Here is a 17,026-nt window from a genome sequence, read left to right on the forward strand (position 1 = left end):
CATTCGGAATCTGGTCTCCGGCTGTTAAGCTGGACGCATGAGCGACCTTTTGGAACGACTGCGCGGCCGCGGCTGGCGGATGACCGCGCAGCGGCGCGTCGTGGCCGAGGTCCTCGACGGCGAACACGTCCACCTGACGGCCGACGAGGTCCACGCACGCGCCGTGGCCAAGCTGCCCGAGATCTCCCGGGCGACCGTCTACAACACCCTGGGCGAGCTGGTCTCCCTCGGCGAGGTGCTGGAGGTCGCGACCGACAAGCGCGCCAAGCGCTACGACCCCAACGCCCACCGTCCGCACCACCACCTGGTGTGCGCGCAGTGCGGCGCGATCCGGGACGTGCACCCGACGGGCAACCCGATGGCCGACCTCCCCGACTCCGAGCGCTTCGGCTTCACGGTCTCGGACGTCGAGGTGACGTACCGCGGCGTGTGCCCCAACTGCGCGGCCGCGTAACGAACCCCACCGAAGCCCCGGCGCCCCAGGCGGACGCCGGGGCTTTGTGGTACCCACAGGCTTCCTGAATCTGACGGACCGTCATATCGTCGTGGGAATGTCACAGCCCACACTCCACGCCACCACCCTCACCCGCACCTTCGGCCGCCCGCCCCGGTCCGTCGACGCCCTCGGCCCGCTCGATCTCACCGTCGCCCCGGGCGAGTTCGTCTGTCTGGTCGGCCCCTCGGGCTGCGGCAAGTCCACGCTCCTGCGCATCGCGGCGGGCCTGCTCCGCCCGAGCACGGGCACCCTGGAGATCCGCACCCGCACCCCGCGCCCGGCCGCCATGATCTTCCAGGACTACGGCATCTACGACTGGAAGACCGTCCGCGCCAACGTCCGCTTCGGCCTGGACGTCCAGCGCGTCCCGCGCCGCGAGGCGAACGCCCGCACCGACGAGTGGCTCGCCCGCATGGGCCTGGCGGACTTCGCGGACGCCTACCCCTCGACGCTCTCCGGCGGCATGCGCCAACGCGTCGCGATCGCACGGGCGTTGGCCGTGGAACCCGAACTCCTCCTGATGGACGAGCCGTTCGCCGCCCTCGACGCCCAACTGCGCACGATCCTCCAGGACGAGCTGCTGGACCTCACCCAATCCCTGCGCACCACCACCCTGTTCATCACCCACAGCCTGGAGGAGGCGATCGTCCTCGGCGACCGCGTCCTGGTGATGTCCGCCCGCCCCGGCCGACTCCTCGCCGAACACCACCCGCCGTTCCCCCGCCCGCGCACCGGCGACATCCGCTCCACGCCTGAATTCACCGCCCTGAAGAGCGAGTTGTGGGATCTGCTGCGCAAGGAGGCGATACCGGCATGACGACGTTGACCACCCACGAGAAGGAAACCGTCCTGGTCCGCCGCCCGGGCCCGGAAGAACTCCACCCCACCCGCACCCACCGCCGACGCCGCACCCTGGAACTGTCGTTGGCGCTAGCGGTCCCCATCCTCCTGATCCTCCTGTGGCAACTGGCCGCCACCCAGGCCTGGATCGACGACCGCGTCTACCCGGCCCCCTCCACGATCCTGGCCGACGGCTGGGACCGCGCGGCGGCCGGCGACCTCTGGCCGGACGTGTGGGCCACCCTGAAACGCGTCCTGGCGGGCTACGCCGTCGGCACCGCGGCGGGCTACGCCCTGGGCCTGTTGATGGGCTCGCTCTCCCTCGTACGGGCGGCCCTGGAACCGCTGTTGGACGCCCTGTACGTCGTCCCCAAACTCGCCCTCCTCCCGATCTTCCTCAACATGTTCGGCCTGGGCGAGGGCCCCCAGATCGCCCTGGTCGCGGCGACGGTCTTCTTCTTCGTGTGGATCTCCACGATGTCCGCGGTCCTCGCGATCCCCTCCGGCCACCGCGACGCGGGCCGCGTCTTCGGCGCCTCGCCCTGGCAGATGTTCCGCCACGTCCTGCTCCCCGCCTCCCTCCCGGCCGTCCTGGTGGGCGCCCGGATCGCGGCGGGCGTGGCGGTCCTGGTGATCGTCGCCTCGGAACAGATCGCCGCGACAAACGGCCTGGGCCACCTGATCTTCGACTCGCGCGCACTGTTCCAGAACGACGTGATGTTCGTCGGCATCGTCTGCGTGGCCGCCCTCGGAGTCCTCTTCTCCGAACTGGTGCGCCTCCTGGGCCGATTGCTCACCCCGTGGGCACCGAGAGACCGTGGAAGGGGCCAGTCGTGAACATCCTTTTTTACGGCCGCGCAGTCGCCGTAGGAGCCCTGCTCACCTCGCTTCTCTCCTGCACGTCACACTCCACACCGGGCTCGGAGTCCCAGGCGCCCGGGGGTGCGCCCCGGACCGTGCGCCCGGTGGCGGGCTGCGGCTCGGGTTCCTGGACGGACCCGTCGGACCTCTCCCCCACCCGCGCCCCGGCCCGCTGCGACACGGGCACGCCGGCGGCCGTACCCCTCTCGAAGCCCCGCAAGGTGACGATCGCGACGGGCACGCTGAGCGCGGAGTATGTGGCACCGCTGGAAGTCGCCCTGGACAAGGGCGAGTTCAAGAAGGAGGGCCTGGACGTCACCCTGAAGGTGCTGCCGACCCCGGACTCCCTCCCCCTGCTCGCGAAGGGCGACATCGACGCGCTCTGGGCGGCCCCCGAGGCGGCGGTCGTGAACGGCGTCCGGGGCGGTTTCGACATCCGCTGGGTCGCCGGGAACTTCTCCCCCGACCCGAAGTCGAAGAGCGGCCTGTGGGTGAAGCTCGGGGATGGGGAGAACGCCGACCAGGTGAAGATGGCCGGCCGCAGGATGGGCACGATGATCGGCAAGGGCTCGGTGATCGCTTACCCCATGGAGAAGGCCCTGAAGAGCCACGGTGGCGGCCTGGACAGGATCCAGTACCAACAACTCGGCTCCGCGGACGTCCTCACGGCCCTCCAGAACGGCGGGGTCGACTCGGCCTGGCTCCTCGACCCGGTCTGGCGCAGGGTCGACGGCAAGCCCGGCTACGCCTTCCTGGGCGGCCAGCCGCTGGGCGAGCCCCTGGGCGGAATGCTGTACGGCCCGAGCCTGCTGAACGACGACGTGGACGCGGGAGTGGCCCTGCTCCGCGCCTACATCCGCACGGTCAACACCTACTTCGCCGGCGACTACAAGTCGGACGCGACCTTCGTCACCTACCTCGCCAAGCTCCTGAAGACGGACGAGACGATCCTGAGGTCCACCCCGTCCCTCCGCATGGACTGGGAGATCCGCAAGGGCACGACGGACCGTCTCCAGGCCGCGTACAAGGCACAGGGAGCAGTCGAGGGAGGCTCGCTACCGGAATCGAAGACGGTGAACAGAACCCTGTACGAGGAAGCGGTGGGCCACCGCCCATGAACGCACCTAGGGCCGGAACCCTCTCGGATTCCGGCCCTAGGCCTTCAGTAGCGGGGACAGGATTTGAACCTGCGACCTCTGGGTTATGAGCCCAGCGAGCTACCGAGCTGCTCCACCCCGCGTCGATGAATGGAACAGTACGTGAGAGGTGAGGACACAAGCAAATCGGTTTCCCTGCACCGCACCCACCTAAGGGGCGCGGGGAACTGCGCGAACAACCCCCACCGCCCCGCAGCCGCCGTACGACCTACGAGGCACCCCCTCAGGCGGACAGCTCTTCTCTGAGCGCATCCCGCAACCGAGCCGCCCGCTCAGAAACCTCAGCCGGCCCCAAAGCCACCGCACGGTCGGCCCACCGCTGCCCTTCCGCCAGCTCACCCCCACGCGCGTAGACGAGCGCCAACCGCAACGCCGCCCGCCCATGCCCCGCATCGGCAGCCCGGGTCCACCACACGGCCGCCTCCGGCTCACTGCCCTCGCGAGCCAACAGCAGCCCCAGATTGAACGCCCCGTTCCGAGACCCCGCCTCGGCCGCCTCCCGGTACCACCGGGCCGCCTCCACGACATCCCCCCGGGCCGCCGCCAGCATCCCGACCCGCACCTGGGCCCGCCGGTGCCCCTGCGTCGCCGCCCGCTCGTACCACTCCTCGCACTCGCTCTTGTCCAGCTCCGCGGACTCCCCGAGGGAGTGCGCCGGCACCGGCGGCCGCCGAGCGTCCAGCACGGTCGCCAGCCGGTACGCGGCCTCCGCGCTGCCACCTCCCGCCGCACACCGCAGGTACCGCTCCGCGTCCGCCTCGTCCCCGTCCCGCAGCCGGGCGATCCCGACCTGGAGCGCGGCCTCGGTGTGCCCGGCGGCGGCCGCCCGCTCGTACCAGCGCAGCGCGACCCCGTCCTCCCCGCGCCCGGCGAAGAGGATCCCGAGGTTGAACGCGGCGTCCACGCTCCCGGCCTCCGCGGCCTTGGAGAACCACGGCTCGGCCCCGGCGGTGTCGCCGCCCTGGAGCAGCAGGATCGCGAGCGCGTTGGCCGCCTCCCGGTGCCCCGCGTACGCGGCACGCCGATACCACTGCTCGGCCTGCGCGACGCGTCCCTGCTCGGCGCAGAGCAGCCCGAGGTTGTACGCGCCGTTGTCGTCGCCCGCGTCCATCGCCGCCCGGTACCACCGCTCGGCGGTCTGCGGCTCGCCGCGCTCGGCGTGCAGCGCGCCCAGCGCGTTGGCCGCGTTGCCGTCGCCGTCCTGGGCGGCGCGCAGCCACCACACGGCGGCGCTCTCGGTGTCCCCGGCGTCCCGCAGCAGGAACCCGAGCGCGCAGGCGGCCCGCGCCTCGCCGTCCTTGGCGGAGGTCAGATACCAGCGCCCGGCCTCCTTGAGTTCCCCGCGCCGCTCCAGGATCGCCCCGAGCTGCAGGGCGGCCCGCCGGTGCCCGCGCGCGGCGGCCTGCCGGTACCACTGCTCGGCCTCCTCCGGCCCGGTACCGGCGTCCTCGGTGTCGGCTCCTGCCCTGCGGTCGAGGGCGCGCGCCAGCCGGTACGCGGCCTCCCGGTGCCCCCGCTCGGCCGCGGTCCGCATCCAGCGGTCGGCGTCGGCGTCCCCGCGGTGCTCCAGGAGGTCGGCGAGGGCGTAGGCGCCCAGCGTGTGCCCCTGCTGGGCGGACTGGCGCAGCCAGTACTCGGCGGCGGGCTCGTCGCCCCGCTCGCGGTGGTGGCGTCCGAGGGCGTGCGCGGCCGGCGCGGACCCGGCGACGGCGGCGATCCGCCACCAGCCGGCCGCGTCCTCGGCATAGCCGCGCTGGTGCAGCAGGACACCCAGGTTGTTGGCGGCGGCACGGTCCCCGGCGGCGGTGGCGGCACGCAACTGGGGCTCGGCTCCGTCGAGATCACCGCGGCGCAGCAGCAGGGCCCCGAGGACGCTCATCGCCTCGACGTCACCGGCCTCGGCCGCGAGGCGCTGCCGGAGCTCCTCGGCGGCGTCGTCAGCCACCTCCGCGGCCCCGTCCTGACCGGAAGGTTGCACAAAACGCCCTGTCTCGAACAGAGTTGCCTTGTCCCCCATAACGTCCATCGTCGCACCACCTGCAACCCGGGTACACCTGGTATACCGCAGCCAGTGAGGTCACTTCAGCGTTTTGTCGACATGCCCACAGAACGACAAGTCAAACACATTCCCCCCGACCGCCACCCGCGGCACACCACGAAGGCCCGGATCCTCAAGAGGATCCGGGCCTTCGCTTTCAGTAGCGGGGACAGGATTTGAACCTGCGACCTCTGGGTTATGAGCCCAGCGAGCTACCGAGCTGCTCCACCCCGCGCCGTTGTGTCGCAACCGTATCACGGCGCGGGGGTGGGCATTTGATCAGCCGCTGGGACTGCTGCTCGGCTTCGGAGTGCCGCTCGGACTCGGACTGCTGCTGGGCTTCGCCGTGCCGCTGGTCTTCTTGTCCGCCGCGCTCTGCGCGTCCTCGGCCCGCTGCAGCGCGTCCTCCAGATCCTTCTGCGCCCTGCCGTACGCCTCCCAGTCGCCCTTCTTCAGGGCTGCCTGGCCGGCGTCGAAGGCCTTCTGGGCGTCGTCCAGGGCCTGTTGGACCGTCGGGTTGCTGGACGTCGGCGGTGGGTTGGTGGTCGTCCCGCCGTCGTCCTCCGGTGGCTCGGTGGACGTGTCCGTCGTGCCGAACACCTTGTTGAGGGCCTCGTCGAGGGTGTCCTCGAAGGCGGTGTTGCCGCCGTAGGTCACCAACACCTTGCGCAACAGTGGGTACTTGAGCCCGCCACCGCGGACGTAGACCGGCTCGACGTACAACAGGCCCCCGTCGAGCGGCACCGTCAGGAGGTTGCCGTACTCGACATTGGAATCGCCTCTGTTGAGGAGGCTGATCGTCTCGGCGATGTCCTGTTCGGAGTTGAACTGGCTCTGCACCTGTTTGGGCCCGTTGACCGTGGTGTTGGTCGGCAGTTTCAGGATTCTGATCTTGCCGTAGTCACTGGTGCCCGCCTCGGCGTCGACCGACATGAACGCGGCCAGGTTGTCCCGCCCGTTGGGCGTGAACGTCGTCGTCAGCGAGAACGCCTGTGACGCCTGGTCCGGCATCTTCATGCTGAGGTAGTACGGCGGCACCGCGTCGCCCGACTTGTTGGTCGGGTCGTCCGGCACCTGCCACACCTCGCTGCCGCTGAGGAAGGTGTCCGCGTCCTCGACGTGGTAGCGCGCCAGCAGTTCGCGCTGGACCTTGAACAGGTCCTGCGGGTACCGCAGATGGGCCATCAGGTGGGTGGAGATGTCCTTCTTCGGCTCCACCGTGCCCGGGAACGCCTTCATCCAGGTCTTGAGGACCGGGTCCTCGGTGTCCCACTGGTAGAGCTTGACCTGGCCGGTGTACGCGTCGACGGTCGCCTTCACCGAGTTGCGGATGTAGTTGACCTGGTTCTGCTGGGCCACCACCGCGCGCGAGTTGTTGGTCGCGGTCAGCGAGTCGGCCGTCGTGTCGCCGAGGGTCGTACGCGAGGAGTAGGGGTAGCCGTTGGTCGTCGTGTAGGCGTCGACGATCCACTGGATCCTGCCCTGCACCACCGCCGGGTAGGCGTCGCCGTCGATGGTGAGCCAGGGGGCCACCGCCTCGACGCGCTGCTTGGGCGTGCGGTTGTACAGGATCCGCGAGCCGTCGCCGATCGCTCCGGAGTAGAGGATCTGCGGCTCGCTGAACGCCACCGCGTACGCGGCCCGGTTGACCGGGTTGGAGAGGTTGACCCCGCTCTTGCCCTCGTAGCTGTAGGTCTTCTCACCGGAGTCGTCGGAGTAGTCGATCTCCTTCTGGGGACCGCCGACGATCGAGTACTCGGTGGTCTTCTCGCCGTAGTAGACCCGCTGCTGGTACGTCCCGAGGTCACCCTGCGAGGGCAGGTTGGACTCGGTGAAGACCGGGCGGCCCTCGGCGTCGGCCTCGGTGCCCTTCGCGGCGACCACGCCGTAGCCGTGGGTGTAGCGGAAGTGGTCGTTGATCCAGTTGTTCTTCGGGATGCCCGCGAGGTTCAGCTCCCGCAGACCGATGACCGTGTCCTGGTCGGCGCCGTCCTTGCTGTAGCGGTCGACGTCCAGGTTGGTCGGGAAGGCGTAGTAGTTACGCATCTGCTGGAGCTGCTGGAAGGTCGGCGAGACGATGTTGGGATCCATGACACGGATGCTGGCCGCGTCGGCGACGTCGTCGCGCAGCTTGGTCTTGTCCGTGGTGGTCGCCTTGCCGTCGTACTCGGTGACCTGGGTGTCGTTGATGCCGTACGCCTCACGCGTCGCCTTGAGGTTCTTCGTGACGTACGGCGCTTCCTTGGCCTGCTCGTTCGGCTGGACCTGGAACTTCTGGACGATCGCCGGGTACAGCCCGCCGATGAGGATCGCCGAGAGCACCATCAGACCGAAGCCGATCACCGGCAGCTGCCAGGTGCGCCGCCACAGGGTCGCGAAGAACAGCAGCGCGCAGATGACGGCGATGCAGAACAGGATCGTCTTGGCCGGCAGATAGGCGTTGGCGTCGACGTACCTGAGGCCCGTCCAGCTGTCCGTCGCCTTGAAGTCGCTGGACTTGACCGCGAGGCCGTACCGGTCGAGCCAGTACGCGACGGCCTTCAGCGCGACGAAGACGCCGAGCAGCACCGACAGATGCCCCGTCGCGGCGGCCGTGGCCCGCGCACCCGGCGAGGTGACCCTCAGGCCGCCGTACAGGTAGTGCGTGAGCGCGGCGGCGATCACCGAGAGGATCGCGGCCGCGAAGCCGAAGCCGAGCAGGAAGCGGTACCAGGGCAGGTCGAAGGTGTAGAAGGAGATGTCGAGGTGGAACTGCGGGTCCTTCTTGCCGAAGGAGACGCCGTTGACCCACATCAGCCAGGTCCGCCACTGGCTCGACGCCGAGGCTCCGGCGATCAGGCCCACCAGCGAGGTGATCCCGAGCAGCAGCCACCTCTTGTACGGCGCGATGCCCATGCGGTAGCGGTCGAGGTTCTGCTGCTCCATCGACATGGCGCTCAGCGGCGGGCGCAGCCGATGAGCGAGCCAGATGTTGACGCCGACGGCCAGCGCCATCAGCAGGCCGAAGACGAAGAACAGCCCGATCTTGGTCCACAGGGTGGTGGTGAACACGGACGAGTAGTTCACCGAGCGGTACCAGAGCCAGTCCGTCCAGAACCCCGCGAACATGGTGAACGCCATGCCGAGAACGGCCAGCACGCCCAGTGTCATGAGCAGGGTGCGGACGCGCCGGGAGGGGCGGCCCACTCTGATCCGTGGCCCCGTCGGGCCTCCGCCGCGGTCCGGCATCTGGAAAGCCAAGGTGCGCACCTCGAAGTCGCTGTCGATCCGTCAGGCCCCCGGTTTCGCGGGCCTCCGTGGCCCCCCGTGATCGCGGGCCCACACCTATGCAACTTACTCACCGTTTACTCGGTTCCCGATATCGGTGACTAACGAGGCAGGATTGTGACCATGTCCAACACTCCCATGGCGGCCAGCCCGCTCACCCGGGCCGTTCTCGAGATCGACGAGTACGCCTCCGGCCTCGGCTGGGACCAGCCCGCCCGCCTCTTCGCCCTCGTAGACACCGCACGGCTGCGCGTCCAGGAACCCGCTCTCGCGAGCCAGCTCGGTCTGGAGGACGAGCAGGCGTCCGCGGGCCTCACCCCGATCGAGCAGGACGAGGTGCCGGCGGACAAGCCACTCGACGAGTTCCTCGGCACCATCGCCTGGCCGGACGCGGTGGTGGGCTGCGCGCTCACCGTGGAGCGCCTGATGCTGCCGCCGTCCGCCGAGGCGTCCGTCCCGCAGGGGCTGAGCGAGGGCAGGCTGGCGAAGTGGGTCGCCGAGCACCCGGACCGTCAGGAGGTCAGGATGACGGTGGCGGTGCTGCGCGACGGCACCCGCGAGTCGGCCCTGCGCCTGCGCGAGAAGGACTCCCCGACGGATGTCCTCACGGGCCGCGATCTGGTGCCGGGCCTGGCGGAGGCCCTGTCGGCGACGTTCGAGGAGTAGCCCGAAGCTCGAGAGTTAGCTCTTCGTGCACTTCGGCAGGTCGGACGTCTTGCCCTCGCGGATGTCCTTGAGCGCGCCGAGGGCGTCCTGGATGGTGTTCACCTTCACGAGGGTGAGCCCGCCGGGGGTGTCCTCGGCGGCGGCCGCGCAGTTGTCGGCGGGCGTCAGGAAGTACTGCGCGCCCTTGTCGCGCGCGCCGACCGTCTTCATCTCGATGCCGCCGATCGGACCGACCTTGCCGTCGTCGTCGATCGTCCCGGTGCCCGCGACGAACTTCCCGCCGGTCAGACTGCCCGGGGTGAGCTTGTCGTAGATGCCGAGCGCGAACATGAGGCCGGCGCTCGGCCCGCCCACGTCGGCGAGCTTGATGTCGATGGTGAACGGGAAGGTGTGGTCGGTCCCGGCCGCGATCCCCACGATGGCGCGCTTCTCGCCCTCGTCGTCCGAGGCCTTGGTCGTGATCGTGACGTCCTCGGTCTTCGTCGCCGTCTTCTGCGCCTTCTCGGCGGCGGCCTGCTCCTTGGCGGGCACGATCGTGAAGACGACCTTCTCGCCGGGCTGGTGCTTGGTCACCAGCTTGGCGACGTCCTCCGGCGCCTTCACGGCCGTACCGTCCACGGCCTTGATGACGTCACCGGCGTGCAGCCTGCCCTCGGCCGGGGAGTCCTTGACGACGGTCGAGACGATCACCCAGGACTGCACGGGGACGTCCAGCTGCTTCAGGGCCGCGACCTTGGCGCTCTCCTGGGACTGGCTGAACTCCTCGGCGTTCTCCTGGGTCGACTGCTCCTCGGTCTGGCCGTCCGGGTAGAGGGTGTCGTGCGGCACGACCTTGTTGTCGTGCGAGAGCCAGCCGTAGACGGCCTCGACGAGGTTCATCTTGTAGTCGGCGCTCGTGACCCGGACGGTCGTCATGTTGAGGTGACCGGTCGTCGGATAGGTCTTGCGTCCGGAGATCTGGAGCACCGGCTCACCGCCGTGGTCCCCGAGCGTGTTCACCGTGGGACCGGGCGACATCTCGGAGTAGGGCGTCTCGATGAGCACTCCGGCGCACAGGATGGCGATCAGCATCAGAGTGGAGGCGAGCATCGTCGCGGTGCGGCGTGGCATGGAACGACAGTACGGGACGCTCCTGTCAGTCCATCGTCAGGGCGCCCCGTCACCCCGTCGCACGGGATCACACGCCGGAGTGCGACTTCTCCATGGCGGCGCGGAAACGGGCGTACCCGTCGAGTTCGGGGCCGTCGCTGCGCACTCTGCGGGTCCGGGTGGCCCAGCTGCCCCACAGACCGGCGGCTACGGCTGCCACAAACGGAATCAACAACCAGACGAGCGCGCCCATGCCGACCTCCCGACCCCAATCTGAGCAACTCTGCGCAACCGCGAGAACTGACGGATCAGCAGATTAACCATCCGCACTGACAACGCTCATGGCAGGGGGGCGGTTACGCAACCGGAAGCAGGTCAGCAGGCGCCGACCCACTCCTCCGTACCGTCGGAGAACCTCTGGTGCTTCCAGATGGGCACCTCGTGCTTGAGGTCGTCGATCAGCTTGCGACAGGCCTCGAACGCCTCGCCCCGGTGCGGACACGACACGGCGACGACGACGGCGAGATCCCCGACGGCCAGCTCCCCGACCCGGTGCACCGCGGCGAGCGCCCGCACCGGATACTCCGCGACGACCTTCTCGGCGACCCGCCGCATCTCGGCTTCGGCACTGGGGTGGCACGAATACCCGAGCGCGTCGACATCGGCACCCCCGTCGTGATTCCGCACGGTCCCCACGAACAACGCGGTCCCCCCGGCGGAGTCGTCCCCGACGGCCCGGAAGACCTCGTCGAGCGAGAGCGCGGTCTCACGAATACCGATGAGCTTGATCGGCTCATCGGCGGCCAGCTCACCGGGATGCTCGTTCGTAGATGCCATGACTCCATCGTGCCGCACGGCTCTGACATCCAGGAACCACCCAGGTCAGATCCTCCGACGCGCCTTACGAGCCCGCCGTACAACAGCGGCCGCACCCAACAGAGCCACCGTCGCGCCGGCCGCACCCGCCGCCGTCGCGTCCTTGCGCCCCAGCCGCCGCCCGGCCACCGTGTGCCGCCCGGCGACCTCCTCCAGGAGCTCCGCGAGAACCTCCTCATTGGTCCACTGCGGCCGCCACCCCGCGTCGTGCAACCGGCTCCCGCTCACCACCCACGGATACATCGTGTACGCCAGATCCCCCGCCGGAGACGGCGTCAGCCCGATCCGGTGCAGCCGGGCCGCCGCCCCCAGCGCGACCGCCGACGGCAGCTCCATCCGCCGGATCCCGGAGAGCTCCTCGACCTCCTCCTGCTCCAGCCACCCGTCACACCCGACGGCCAGCTCCCCCTCGACCTTCTCCAGCACCGCGTACTCGAGAGCACTGCACAGGTCTTCGACGTGACAGAACTGCCACGCGGGCCGCGACCCGGCCACGACCAACAGCCGCGGCGACTCGAAGTACCTGGTCAGAGCGGTGTCGGTGTCACCGCCCACCAGCACGGCGGGCCGGACGACGGTCACATTGAGCCCGGGATGCGCCCGGGGCGCGCGCCGGGCCAGCCGCTCGATCTCCAGCAGGTCCCCGACCCCGGTCGCCTCCGCGGTCGCCCGCAGCTCGGCGTCCTCGGACAGGGGCAGCTCGTTGTCGGGAAGGGCGCCGTAGACCATCGCGGAGGTGCAGAGCACGACCCGGTGGACACCGGCCGCCGCGGCCGCGGTCAGCACGGTCTGCGTCCCGCGCACGTTGTACGCCGTACGCGCCGCGGAATCGGTCTCCAGGTCGAGGTCGAGCGCGAGGTGCACCACGACGTCGGCGCCCCGCAGCTTGTCCGCGATGGCCGGATCCCGCACGTCCAGGATGTGCCACTGCGCCTCGGCGCACTCACCGCGGCGCTCGTCCAGCGCCACGACCTGCTTGATCTCTTCGGAGGCGGCGAGCCGCTCGGTGAGCAGCGCGCCGATGCCGGACGCGGCACCGGTGACCGCGACGACTGGCCCGCGCGCGACGGGATTGGTTGACTGGTTTCGCGCTGCGCGAACCTGCGGATCAGGGGAACTCACCGGGCGTCTCCAGCGGTTGTCTTCAGTAGGAACGCGAGTGACGCGTACGTACCAGGTGGCATCCATCCTGCCGCAGGCCGAGAGTCGGCGGAGCACCGAGGCCCTAACCGCCCGCGGTGTCTACGCTGGGTGGTGTTATCGGGCAGCCGCGCCGCCGGAGGCAACCGGCGGCCTTACCAGCCGAGGAATCCCGTGAGTGACACCCCATTCGGATTCGGCCTTCCGCCGGAGGAGCCGGACGACGGCGACGAGGGCAAGAAGAAGGACCAGCAGAGCGGTGGTGGTCAGGGCCCGGCCAACCCGTTCGGTTTTGGCGGGCTGCCCGGCGCCGGAGGCTTCGGCGCCCCTGGTGCCGACAATCCGCTCGCAGCCATGTTCGGTTCGTTGAACCCCACCGACCTGGGCGCCGCCTTCCAGCAGCTGGGCCAGATGCTCTCGTACGAGGGCGGCCCGGTGAACTGGGACATGGCCAAGCAGATCGCCCGCCAGACGGTCTCCCAGGGCACCCCGGACGGCACCAAGGACGCGAGCGTCGGCCCCGCCGAGCGCACCGCGGTCCAGGAGGCCGTACGCCTGGCGGACCTGTGGCTCGACGACGCCACGTCCCTGCCGTCCGGTGCGGGCTCCGCGGTGGCGTGGTCCCGCGCGGAGTGGGTCGAGGCGACCCTGCCCGCGTGGAAGGAGCTCGTGGACCCGGTCGCCGAGCGCGTCGGCAACGCCATGGGCGACGTCCTGCCGGAGGAGATGCAGGCCATGGCGGGCCCGCTGATCGGCATGATGCGCTCGATGGGCGGCGCCATGTTCGGCACCCAGATCGGGCAGGCCGTCGGCATGCTCGCGGGCGAGGTCGTCGGCTCCTCCGACATCGGCCTGCCCCTGGGCCCGGCCGGCAAGGCCGCGCTGCTGCCGGTGAACATCGAGGCGTTCGGCAAGGACCTCGGCGTGTCGAAGGAGGAGGTGCGGCTGTATCTCGCCCTGCGCGAGGCCGCCCACCAGCGCCTCTTCGCCCACGTCCCGTGGCTGCGCTCGCACCTGTTCGGCGCGGTCGAGGGGTACGCCCGCGGGATCAAGGTCGACACCGCCAAGCTGGAGGACGTGGTCGGCCAGTTCGACCCGCAGAACCCCGAGCAGCTCCAGGAGGCCCTCCAGCAGGGCATGTTCCAGCCGGAGGACACACCCGAGCAGAAGGCGGCCCTGGCCCGTCTGGAGACCGCTCTGGCGCTCGTGGAGGGCTGGGTGGACGCGGTGGTCCACGCGGCCGCGAAGCCGCGTCTGACGTCCGCCGACGCGCTGCGCGAGACCCTGCGCCGCCGCCGCGCCTCGGGCGGCCCGGCGGAGCAGACCTTCGCCACGCTGATCGGCCTGGAGCTGCGCCCGCGCCGCCTGCGCGACGCCTCCCGCCTGTGGGCCTCGCTCACGGACGCGCGCGGTGTCGACGGCCGGGACGGCCTGTGGGCCCACCCGGACATGCTGCCGACCGCCTCCGACCTGGACGACCCGGACGGCTTCGTGCACCGCGAGCAGCTGGACTTCTCCGAGCTGGACAAGCTCCTGGGCGAGGCGGCGGACGGCTCCGCCGACAAACCGAACCTGAAGAAGGACGACGACACCGAGTGAGCCTCCACGACGATGCGTCCCTGGTCCTGAAGCGGTACGACGACCAGGGAGAACTTCGCCGGACCTACCTGGACCACCTCGCCGCCCACCCGGACGGCGTGTGGAAGTCCTGCAAGGAGGGACACATCACCGCAAGCGCTCTGATCGTCGCCCCCGAGCGCGGACAGGTGCTGCTGACTCTCCACAAGAAGCTGGGCATGTGGTTGCAGACGGGAGGTCACTGCGAGCCGAGTGACGACACCCTGTCAGCGGCCGCCCTGCGCGAGGCGACGGAGGAGTCGGGCATCACCGGACTGCGACTGCTGGACGGGCCGGTACGCCTGGATCGCCATCACACTCCGTGTGCCTGGCATCTCGACGTGCAGTACGCGGCACTCGCGCCCCCCGGGGCCGTCGAGGCCATCAGCGACGAGTCCCTGGACCTGCGCTGGTTCGCCTACGACGAGGTCTTCGAAGTGACCGACGAGTCCGTGGTGAGACTTCTGCAGGCAACTCTCACACGGCTCTGAACGCGCGCAAGGGGTGACCTCTCGGTGAGGTCACCCCTTACCCGTACCGCCGTCAGCTGTTGCTGCCCCCGAGCGAGTTGCCCCGCATGCCGAACTGGCCGAGGACCCCGCCGTTGCGCAGGCCCTGCGGCGGCAGGAGTTCGCTCGGCTGGACCAGGACGTGGCCGGTGCCGGAGAAGTGCATCTCCCAGCCCTCGCCCGTGGTGCCCCGGCGACGCCACACACCGGAGGTGGAGGTCGGCGCCTGGAGCTGTGTGCGCAGGGAAGTCGACCAGGCGATGACCGCGTCGGAGTCGACGCAGACGTTCTTGTCCGGGCTCACCTCCAGCGACAGCGGCTCGCCGGAGGTCATGAGGACGACCTGCCCGGCGCCGGACAGCTCCAGGTTGTAGGCGCCCGCGGAGGCCACCTCGACGGCGCTGTCCACGGCGACGATCCCGACGCCGAGCGAGCCGTCGAAGGCGAGCACATAGGAGCTGTCGACGGTGATGCCGCTGCCGACCTCCATGATGTGCAGGTGCTGGGCCAGGTTGGCCAGGTAGACGATGCCGTTGCCCTTGCAGCGCATGAGTTCGAGGCGCTCGCCGGTCATCCGCTCGGCGTTGCGCCAGCTGCGGTTGCGGTACTGGCTGTCGAACTCCACCTGGCCCTCGAAGGCCACCATGGCGCCCTGCCGGGCGAGCACCGGGCTGCTGCCCTGGGTGACGTCCGTCTTCAGCAGCTGCGGGTTCTGGAGGGTGTAGCGGCCGGTGGACTCCACCGGGACGTGCGCGAAGAGTGTGCTGTGCATGATGTGCGGTGCTCCCCTCAGCCCCGGATCTTGAATCGGTCGCCGGTGTCCTCGCTGGGCTGGACGACCACGAAGCCCTGTCCCTTGAAGCCGATCTGGAAGGCCTCGCCGCTGCCCCGGCCGATCAGCGCGGACGCCTTGATGGTGCGGCGGGCCTTCATCTCCAGGCCGGTGGTCCAGGCGACGAGCGCGTCCGGGTCGACGTACGTCTCGCGTTCGGCGCAGTCCAGGGCCATCGGGATACCGCGGCTGACCAGCGCGACCCAGCCGGTGCCCTTGATGACGAGGTTGGTCAGGCCCGAGCCGGACAGCTTGGCGAGCCCCTTGACCGGCTCGATGGCCAGCTCCAGGGAGGCGTCACAGGCCAGCAGGGTGGCGCCGTTGACCGACAGCGCCTCGCCGTTGAGATGCAGGACGAGGATGTCGCCGCCGTAGTCGGCGAGGTAGAGGTCGCCGTCGCCGCGGCACAGCATCAGCCGGCCGCCTTCACCGCTGACCATCTCCTCCGCCGACCGGCGCAGGCTCGCGGGCGCCCCGTCGAACTGCACATAGCCGTCGTAGGCGATCATCGAGCCGGCCTTGGCGATCAGGTCGTGGCCGGTGACCATCGTGACCTTGAGCGTCTTGGAGCTGTGCACACTCATGCGCACGCCGGTCGAGACGGCGCGGTGGGCACTCAGAGTCTGGGAGTCCATGGCCTCACACCTCGAAGGGCTGTACGACGACGAAGTTGCCGGGGGCGCCGCGGAACTGGAGGTTCACGGCCTCGGTGGTCTGCCGGGCGTACCCGGAGCGACGCAGCCTGAGCGAGGTCGTGGTGACCGCCTGCGCTCCCGCGGACCAGGCGATGACGGCGTTGCCGTCGACGAAGGTGGCCGGGCCGACGGGGATCACGACGGGCACGCCGCGGGTCTTGACGACGACCGCGCCGGTGCCGGAGAAGAGCATGCTGAAGAAGCCGCCGCCGGGCAGTCCCGCGCCCTCGATGCGGCGGACCTCGGTCTCCAGGGTCTCGTCGAAGGCGAGCACGCCCTGGGCGCTGGTGTAGAGCTGCTCGCCCTGGAGGCGGATCACGAAGACCCGGCTGGCCTCGTCGGCGAGGAACACCTCGCCGTTGCCGGTGCAGCGCATCAGGGACATGCCCTGGCCGGTGAGCGCGCCGGTGAGCTTGCCGAGCAGCCCCGAGCCCTTGTGGGCGAAGTCGATGTCGCCCTGGTAGGCGACCATGCTGCCCTGCTTGGCGAGGATCGGCGTGTCCTTGGTGAGGGTGGCCCGCACCAGGTTGGCGTTCTGCTCGGTCCAGCGGTCGCCGACGGGCGCCTCCGCGTACTTCGTCAGCACCACCCGGACGTTCGCCTCCGGCGGCACGGGCGCGAGCTGCGTACCGCCGAAGGGCTGCGCCTGACCGGGGAAGGCCCCGGGAGCGCCGGGCGGGGCGAACTGGCCGGCGGAGGCTCCGGGGGGTGCGAACTGGCCCGGGGGCAGGGTCTGGCCGGGTGGCGCGTACTGGCCGGGGGGCAGGGACTGGCCGGGGGGCAGGGACTGGCCGGGCGGCTGGGTCCCGCCGGGGGGCTGAGTCTGGCCCGGGGGCGTGAACATCTGCGGGCTCGTCGGAGCGGGCTGGGCGGCGGGCGCCTGCGGCGGGGCGAACGCGGGGGCCGGGGCGGGCGCCTGCGGTGCCGGTGCTGCCGCGGGCGT

At 70.3% G+C, this 17,026-nt stretch carries 16 protein-coding genes and 2 tRNA genes; 7 read left to right on the forward strand and 11 right to left on the reverse strand.

All coding sequences use genetic code 11. The features are described from left to right. Window positions 1–37: 37 nt before the first annotated feature. The 4 genes from ABZ896_RS20405 to ABZ896_RS20420 all read left to right on the forward strand — a co-directional run bounded on the left by ABZ896_RS20405 (window position 38) and on the right by ABZ896_RS20420 (window position 3,315). Entirely contained in the window at window positions 38–454 is a 417-nt protein-coding gene (locus tag ABZ896_RS20405; protein WP_037720110.1) for a Fur family transcriptional regulator, read from the forward strand. Between the two features lie 97 nt (window positions 455–551). Next, window positions 552–1,313 carry an ABC transporter ATP-binding protein gene (locus ABZ896_RS20410; RefSeq protein WP_360930613.1) on the forward strand — a complete coding sequence of 254 codons (762 nt, stop codon included), beginning with the start codon at window positions 552–554 and terminating at the stop codon, window positions 1,311–1,313. Continuing rightward, window positions 1,310–2,173: an ABC transporter permease gene (locus ABZ896_RS20415; protein WP_360930616.1), complete on the forward strand. Its 864-nt coding sequence runs from the start codon at window positions 1,310–1,312 to the stop codon at window positions 2,171–2,173. Before ABZ896_RS20410 ends, ABZ896_RS20415 begins: the two co-directional genes overlap by 4 nt. Next, window positions 2,170–3,315 (forward strand): ABC transporter substrate-binding protein, encoded by a 1,146-nt coding sequence (locus ABZ896_RS20420; protein ID WP_360930618.1) that lies wholly within the window; start codon window positions 2,170–2,172, stop codon window positions 3,313–3,315. Before ABZ896_RS20415 ends, ABZ896_RS20420 begins: the two co-directional genes overlap by 4 nt. 48 nt (window positions 3,316–3,363) lie before the next feature. On the opposite strand, the gene ABZ896_RS20425 is transcribed toward ABZ896_RS20420, so the two are convergent. From ABZ896_RS20425 to ABZ896_RS20440, 4 genes are all read right to left on the reverse strand, one after another. Continuing rightward, window positions 3,364–3,437, reverse strand: a tRNA-Met gene (locus ABZ896_RS20425). Between the two features lie 140 nt (window positions 3,438–3,577). Beyond that, complete coding sequence (locus tag ABZ896_RS20430; protein WP_360930621.1) at window positions 3,578–5,380, reverse strand: tetratricopeptide repeat protein; 1,803 nt, start codon at window positions 5,378–5,380, stop codon at window positions 3,578–3,580. A 173-nt stretch (window positions 5,381–5,553) separates the two neighbouring features. Next, window positions 5,554–5,627 (reverse strand) — tRNA-Met (locus ABZ896_RS20435). 44 nt (window positions 5,628–5,671) lie between these two features. Further along, window positions 5,672–8,620 carry a UPF0182 family protein gene (locus ABZ896_RS20440; RefSeq protein WP_360930656.1) on the reverse strand — a complete coding sequence of 983 codons (2,949 nt, stop codon included), beginning with the start codon at window positions 8,618–8,620 and terminating at the stop codon, window positions 5,672–5,674. A 162-nt stretch (window positions 8,621–8,782) separates the two neighbouring features. On the opposite strand from ABZ896_RS20440, the gene ABZ896_RS20445 reads away from it, so the two are divergent. Then, window positions 8,783–9,325: a PPA1309 family protein gene (locus ABZ896_RS20445; RefSeq protein ID WP_360930624.1), complete on the forward strand. Its 543-nt coding sequence runs from the start codon at window positions 8,783–8,785 to the stop codon at window positions 9,323–9,325. Between the two features lie 15 nt (window positions 9,326–9,340). Here ABZ896_RS20445 and ABZ896_RS20450 read toward each other — a convergent pair whose 3' ends face one another. From ABZ896_RS20450 to ABZ896_RS20465, 4 genes are all read right to left on the reverse strand, one after another. Then, window positions 9,341–10,435 (reverse strand): PDZ domain-containing protein, encoded by a 1,095-nt coding sequence (locus ABZ896_RS20450; protein WP_360930627.1) that lies wholly within the window; start codon window positions 10,433–10,435, stop codon window positions 9,341–9,343. Window positions 10,436–10,502: 67 nt separating this feature from the next. After that, window positions 10,503–10,667: a hypothetical protein gene (locus tag ABZ896_RS20455; RefSeq protein WP_360930630.1), complete on the reverse strand. Its 165-nt coding sequence runs from the start codon at window positions 10,665–10,667 to the stop codon at window positions 10,503–10,505. Between the two features lie 122 nt (window positions 10,668–10,789). Next, window positions 10,790–11,251, reverse strand: a complete 462-nt coding sequence (locus tag ABZ896_RS20460; RefSeq protein ID WP_360930632.1) for a molybdenum cofactor biosynthesis protein MoaE — start codon at window positions 11,249–11,251, stop codon at window positions 10,790–10,792. Between the two features lie 45 nt (window positions 11,252–11,296). Next, the gene (locus ABZ896_RS20465; RefSeq protein ID WP_360930635.1) at window positions 11,297–12,412 is read right to left on the reverse strand and encodes an SDR family oxidoreductase; all 1,116 of its coding nucleotides are present in this window, start codon (window positions 12,410–12,412) and stop codon (window positions 11,297–11,299) included. A 192-nt stretch (window positions 12,413–12,604) separates the two neighbouring features. Here ABZ896_RS20465 and ABZ896_RS20470 point away from each other — a divergent pair, with 192 nt between their 5' ends. Both ABZ896_RS20470 and ABZ896_RS20475 read left to right on the forward strand, forming a co-directional pair. Then, a complete protein-coding gene (locus tag ABZ896_RS20470; protein ID WP_360930638.1) occupies window positions 12,605–14,029 on the forward strand; it encodes a zinc-dependent metalloprotease in 1,425 nt (474 codons plus the stop codon). Then, complete coding sequence (locus tag ABZ896_RS20475; protein WP_360930641.1) at window positions 14,026–14,538, forward strand: NUDIX hydrolase; 513 nt, start codon at window positions 14,026–14,028, stop codon at window positions 14,536–14,538. The genes ABZ896_RS20470 and ABZ896_RS20475 overlap by 4 nt, the downstream gene beginning before the upstream one ends. Window positions 14,539–14,590: 52 nt before the next feature. Here ABZ896_RS20475 and ABZ896_RS20480 read toward each other — a convergent pair whose 3' ends face one another. The 3 genes from ABZ896_RS20480 to ABZ896_RS20490 all read right to left on the reverse strand — a co-directional run. Next, entirely contained in the window at window positions 14,591–15,328 is a 738-nt protein-coding gene (locus ABZ896_RS20480) for an AIM24 family protein (RefSeq protein ID WP_360930644.1), read from the reverse strand. Between the two features lie 17 nt (window positions 15,329–15,345). Beyond that, window positions 15,346–16,023, reverse strand: a complete 678-nt coding sequence (locus ABZ896_RS20485) for an AIM24 family protein (protein ID WP_360930647.1) — start codon at window positions 16,021–16,023, stop codon at window positions 15,346–15,348. A gap of 4 nt (window positions 16,024–16,027) precedes the next feature. Beyond that, window positions 16,028–17,026 (reverse strand): AIM24 family protein (locus ABZ896_RS20490; protein ID WP_360930650.1); only part of this gene is annotated, 999 nt, incomplete at its 5' end.

The sequence above is a fragment of the Streptomyces sp. NPDC047072 genome (genome assembly GCF_040643855.1).
In the GTDB taxonomy this organism is placed as follows: Bacteria; Actinomycetota; Actinomycetes; order Streptomycetales; family Streptomycetaceae; genus Streptomyces.

What these genes read in the sequence shown, in the direction of transcription:
- ABZ896_RS20405 (WP_037720110.1), top strand. Translation starts at nt 38, where the DNA reads ATGAGCGACCTTTTGGAACGACTGCGCGGCCGCGGCTGGCGGATGACC.
- ABZ896_RS20410 (WP_360930613.1), top strand. Translation starts at nt 552, where the DNA reads ATGTCACAGCCCACACTCCACGCCACCACCCTCACCCGCACCTTCGGC.
- ABZ896_RS20415 (WP_360930616.1), top strand. Translation starts at nt 1,310, where the DNA reads ATGACGACGTTGACCACCCACGAGAAGGAAACCGTCCTGGTCCGCCGC.
- ABZ896_RS20430 (WP_360930621.1), bottom strand. Translation starts at nt 5,380, where the DNA reads ATGGACGTTATGGGGGACAAGGCAACTCTGTTCGAGACAGGGCGTTTT.
- ABZ896_RS20440 (WP_360930656.1), bottom strand. Translation starts at nt 8,620, where the DNA reads ATGCCGGACCGCGGCGGAGGCCCGACGGGGCCACGGATCAGAGTGGGC.
- ABZ896_RS20445 (WP_360930624.1), top strand. Translation starts at nt 8,783, where the DNA reads ATGTCCAACACTCCCATGGCGGCCAGCCCGCTCACCCGGGCCGTTCTC.
- ABZ896_RS20450 (WP_360930627.1), bottom strand. Translation starts at nt 10,435, where the DNA reads ATGCCACGCCGCACCGCGACGATGCTCGCCTCCACTCTGATGCTGATC.
- ABZ896_RS20455 (WP_360930630.1), bottom strand. Translation starts at nt 10,667, where the DNA reads ATGGGCGCGCTCGTCTGGTTGTTGATTCCGTTTGTGGCAGCCGTAGCC.
- ABZ896_RS20460 (WP_360930632.1), bottom strand. Translation starts at nt 11,251, where the DNA reads ATGGCATCTACGAACGAGCATCCCGGTGAGCTGGCCGCCGATGAGCCG.
- ABZ896_RS20480 (WP_360930644.1), bottom strand. Translation starts at nt 15,328, where the DNA reads ATGCACAGCACACTCTTCGCGCACGTCCCGGTGGAGTCCACCGGCCGC.
- ABZ896_RS20485 (WP_360930647.1), bottom strand. Translation starts at nt 16,023, where the DNA reads ATGGACTCCCAGACTCTGAGTGCCCACCGCGCCGTCTCGACCGGCGTG.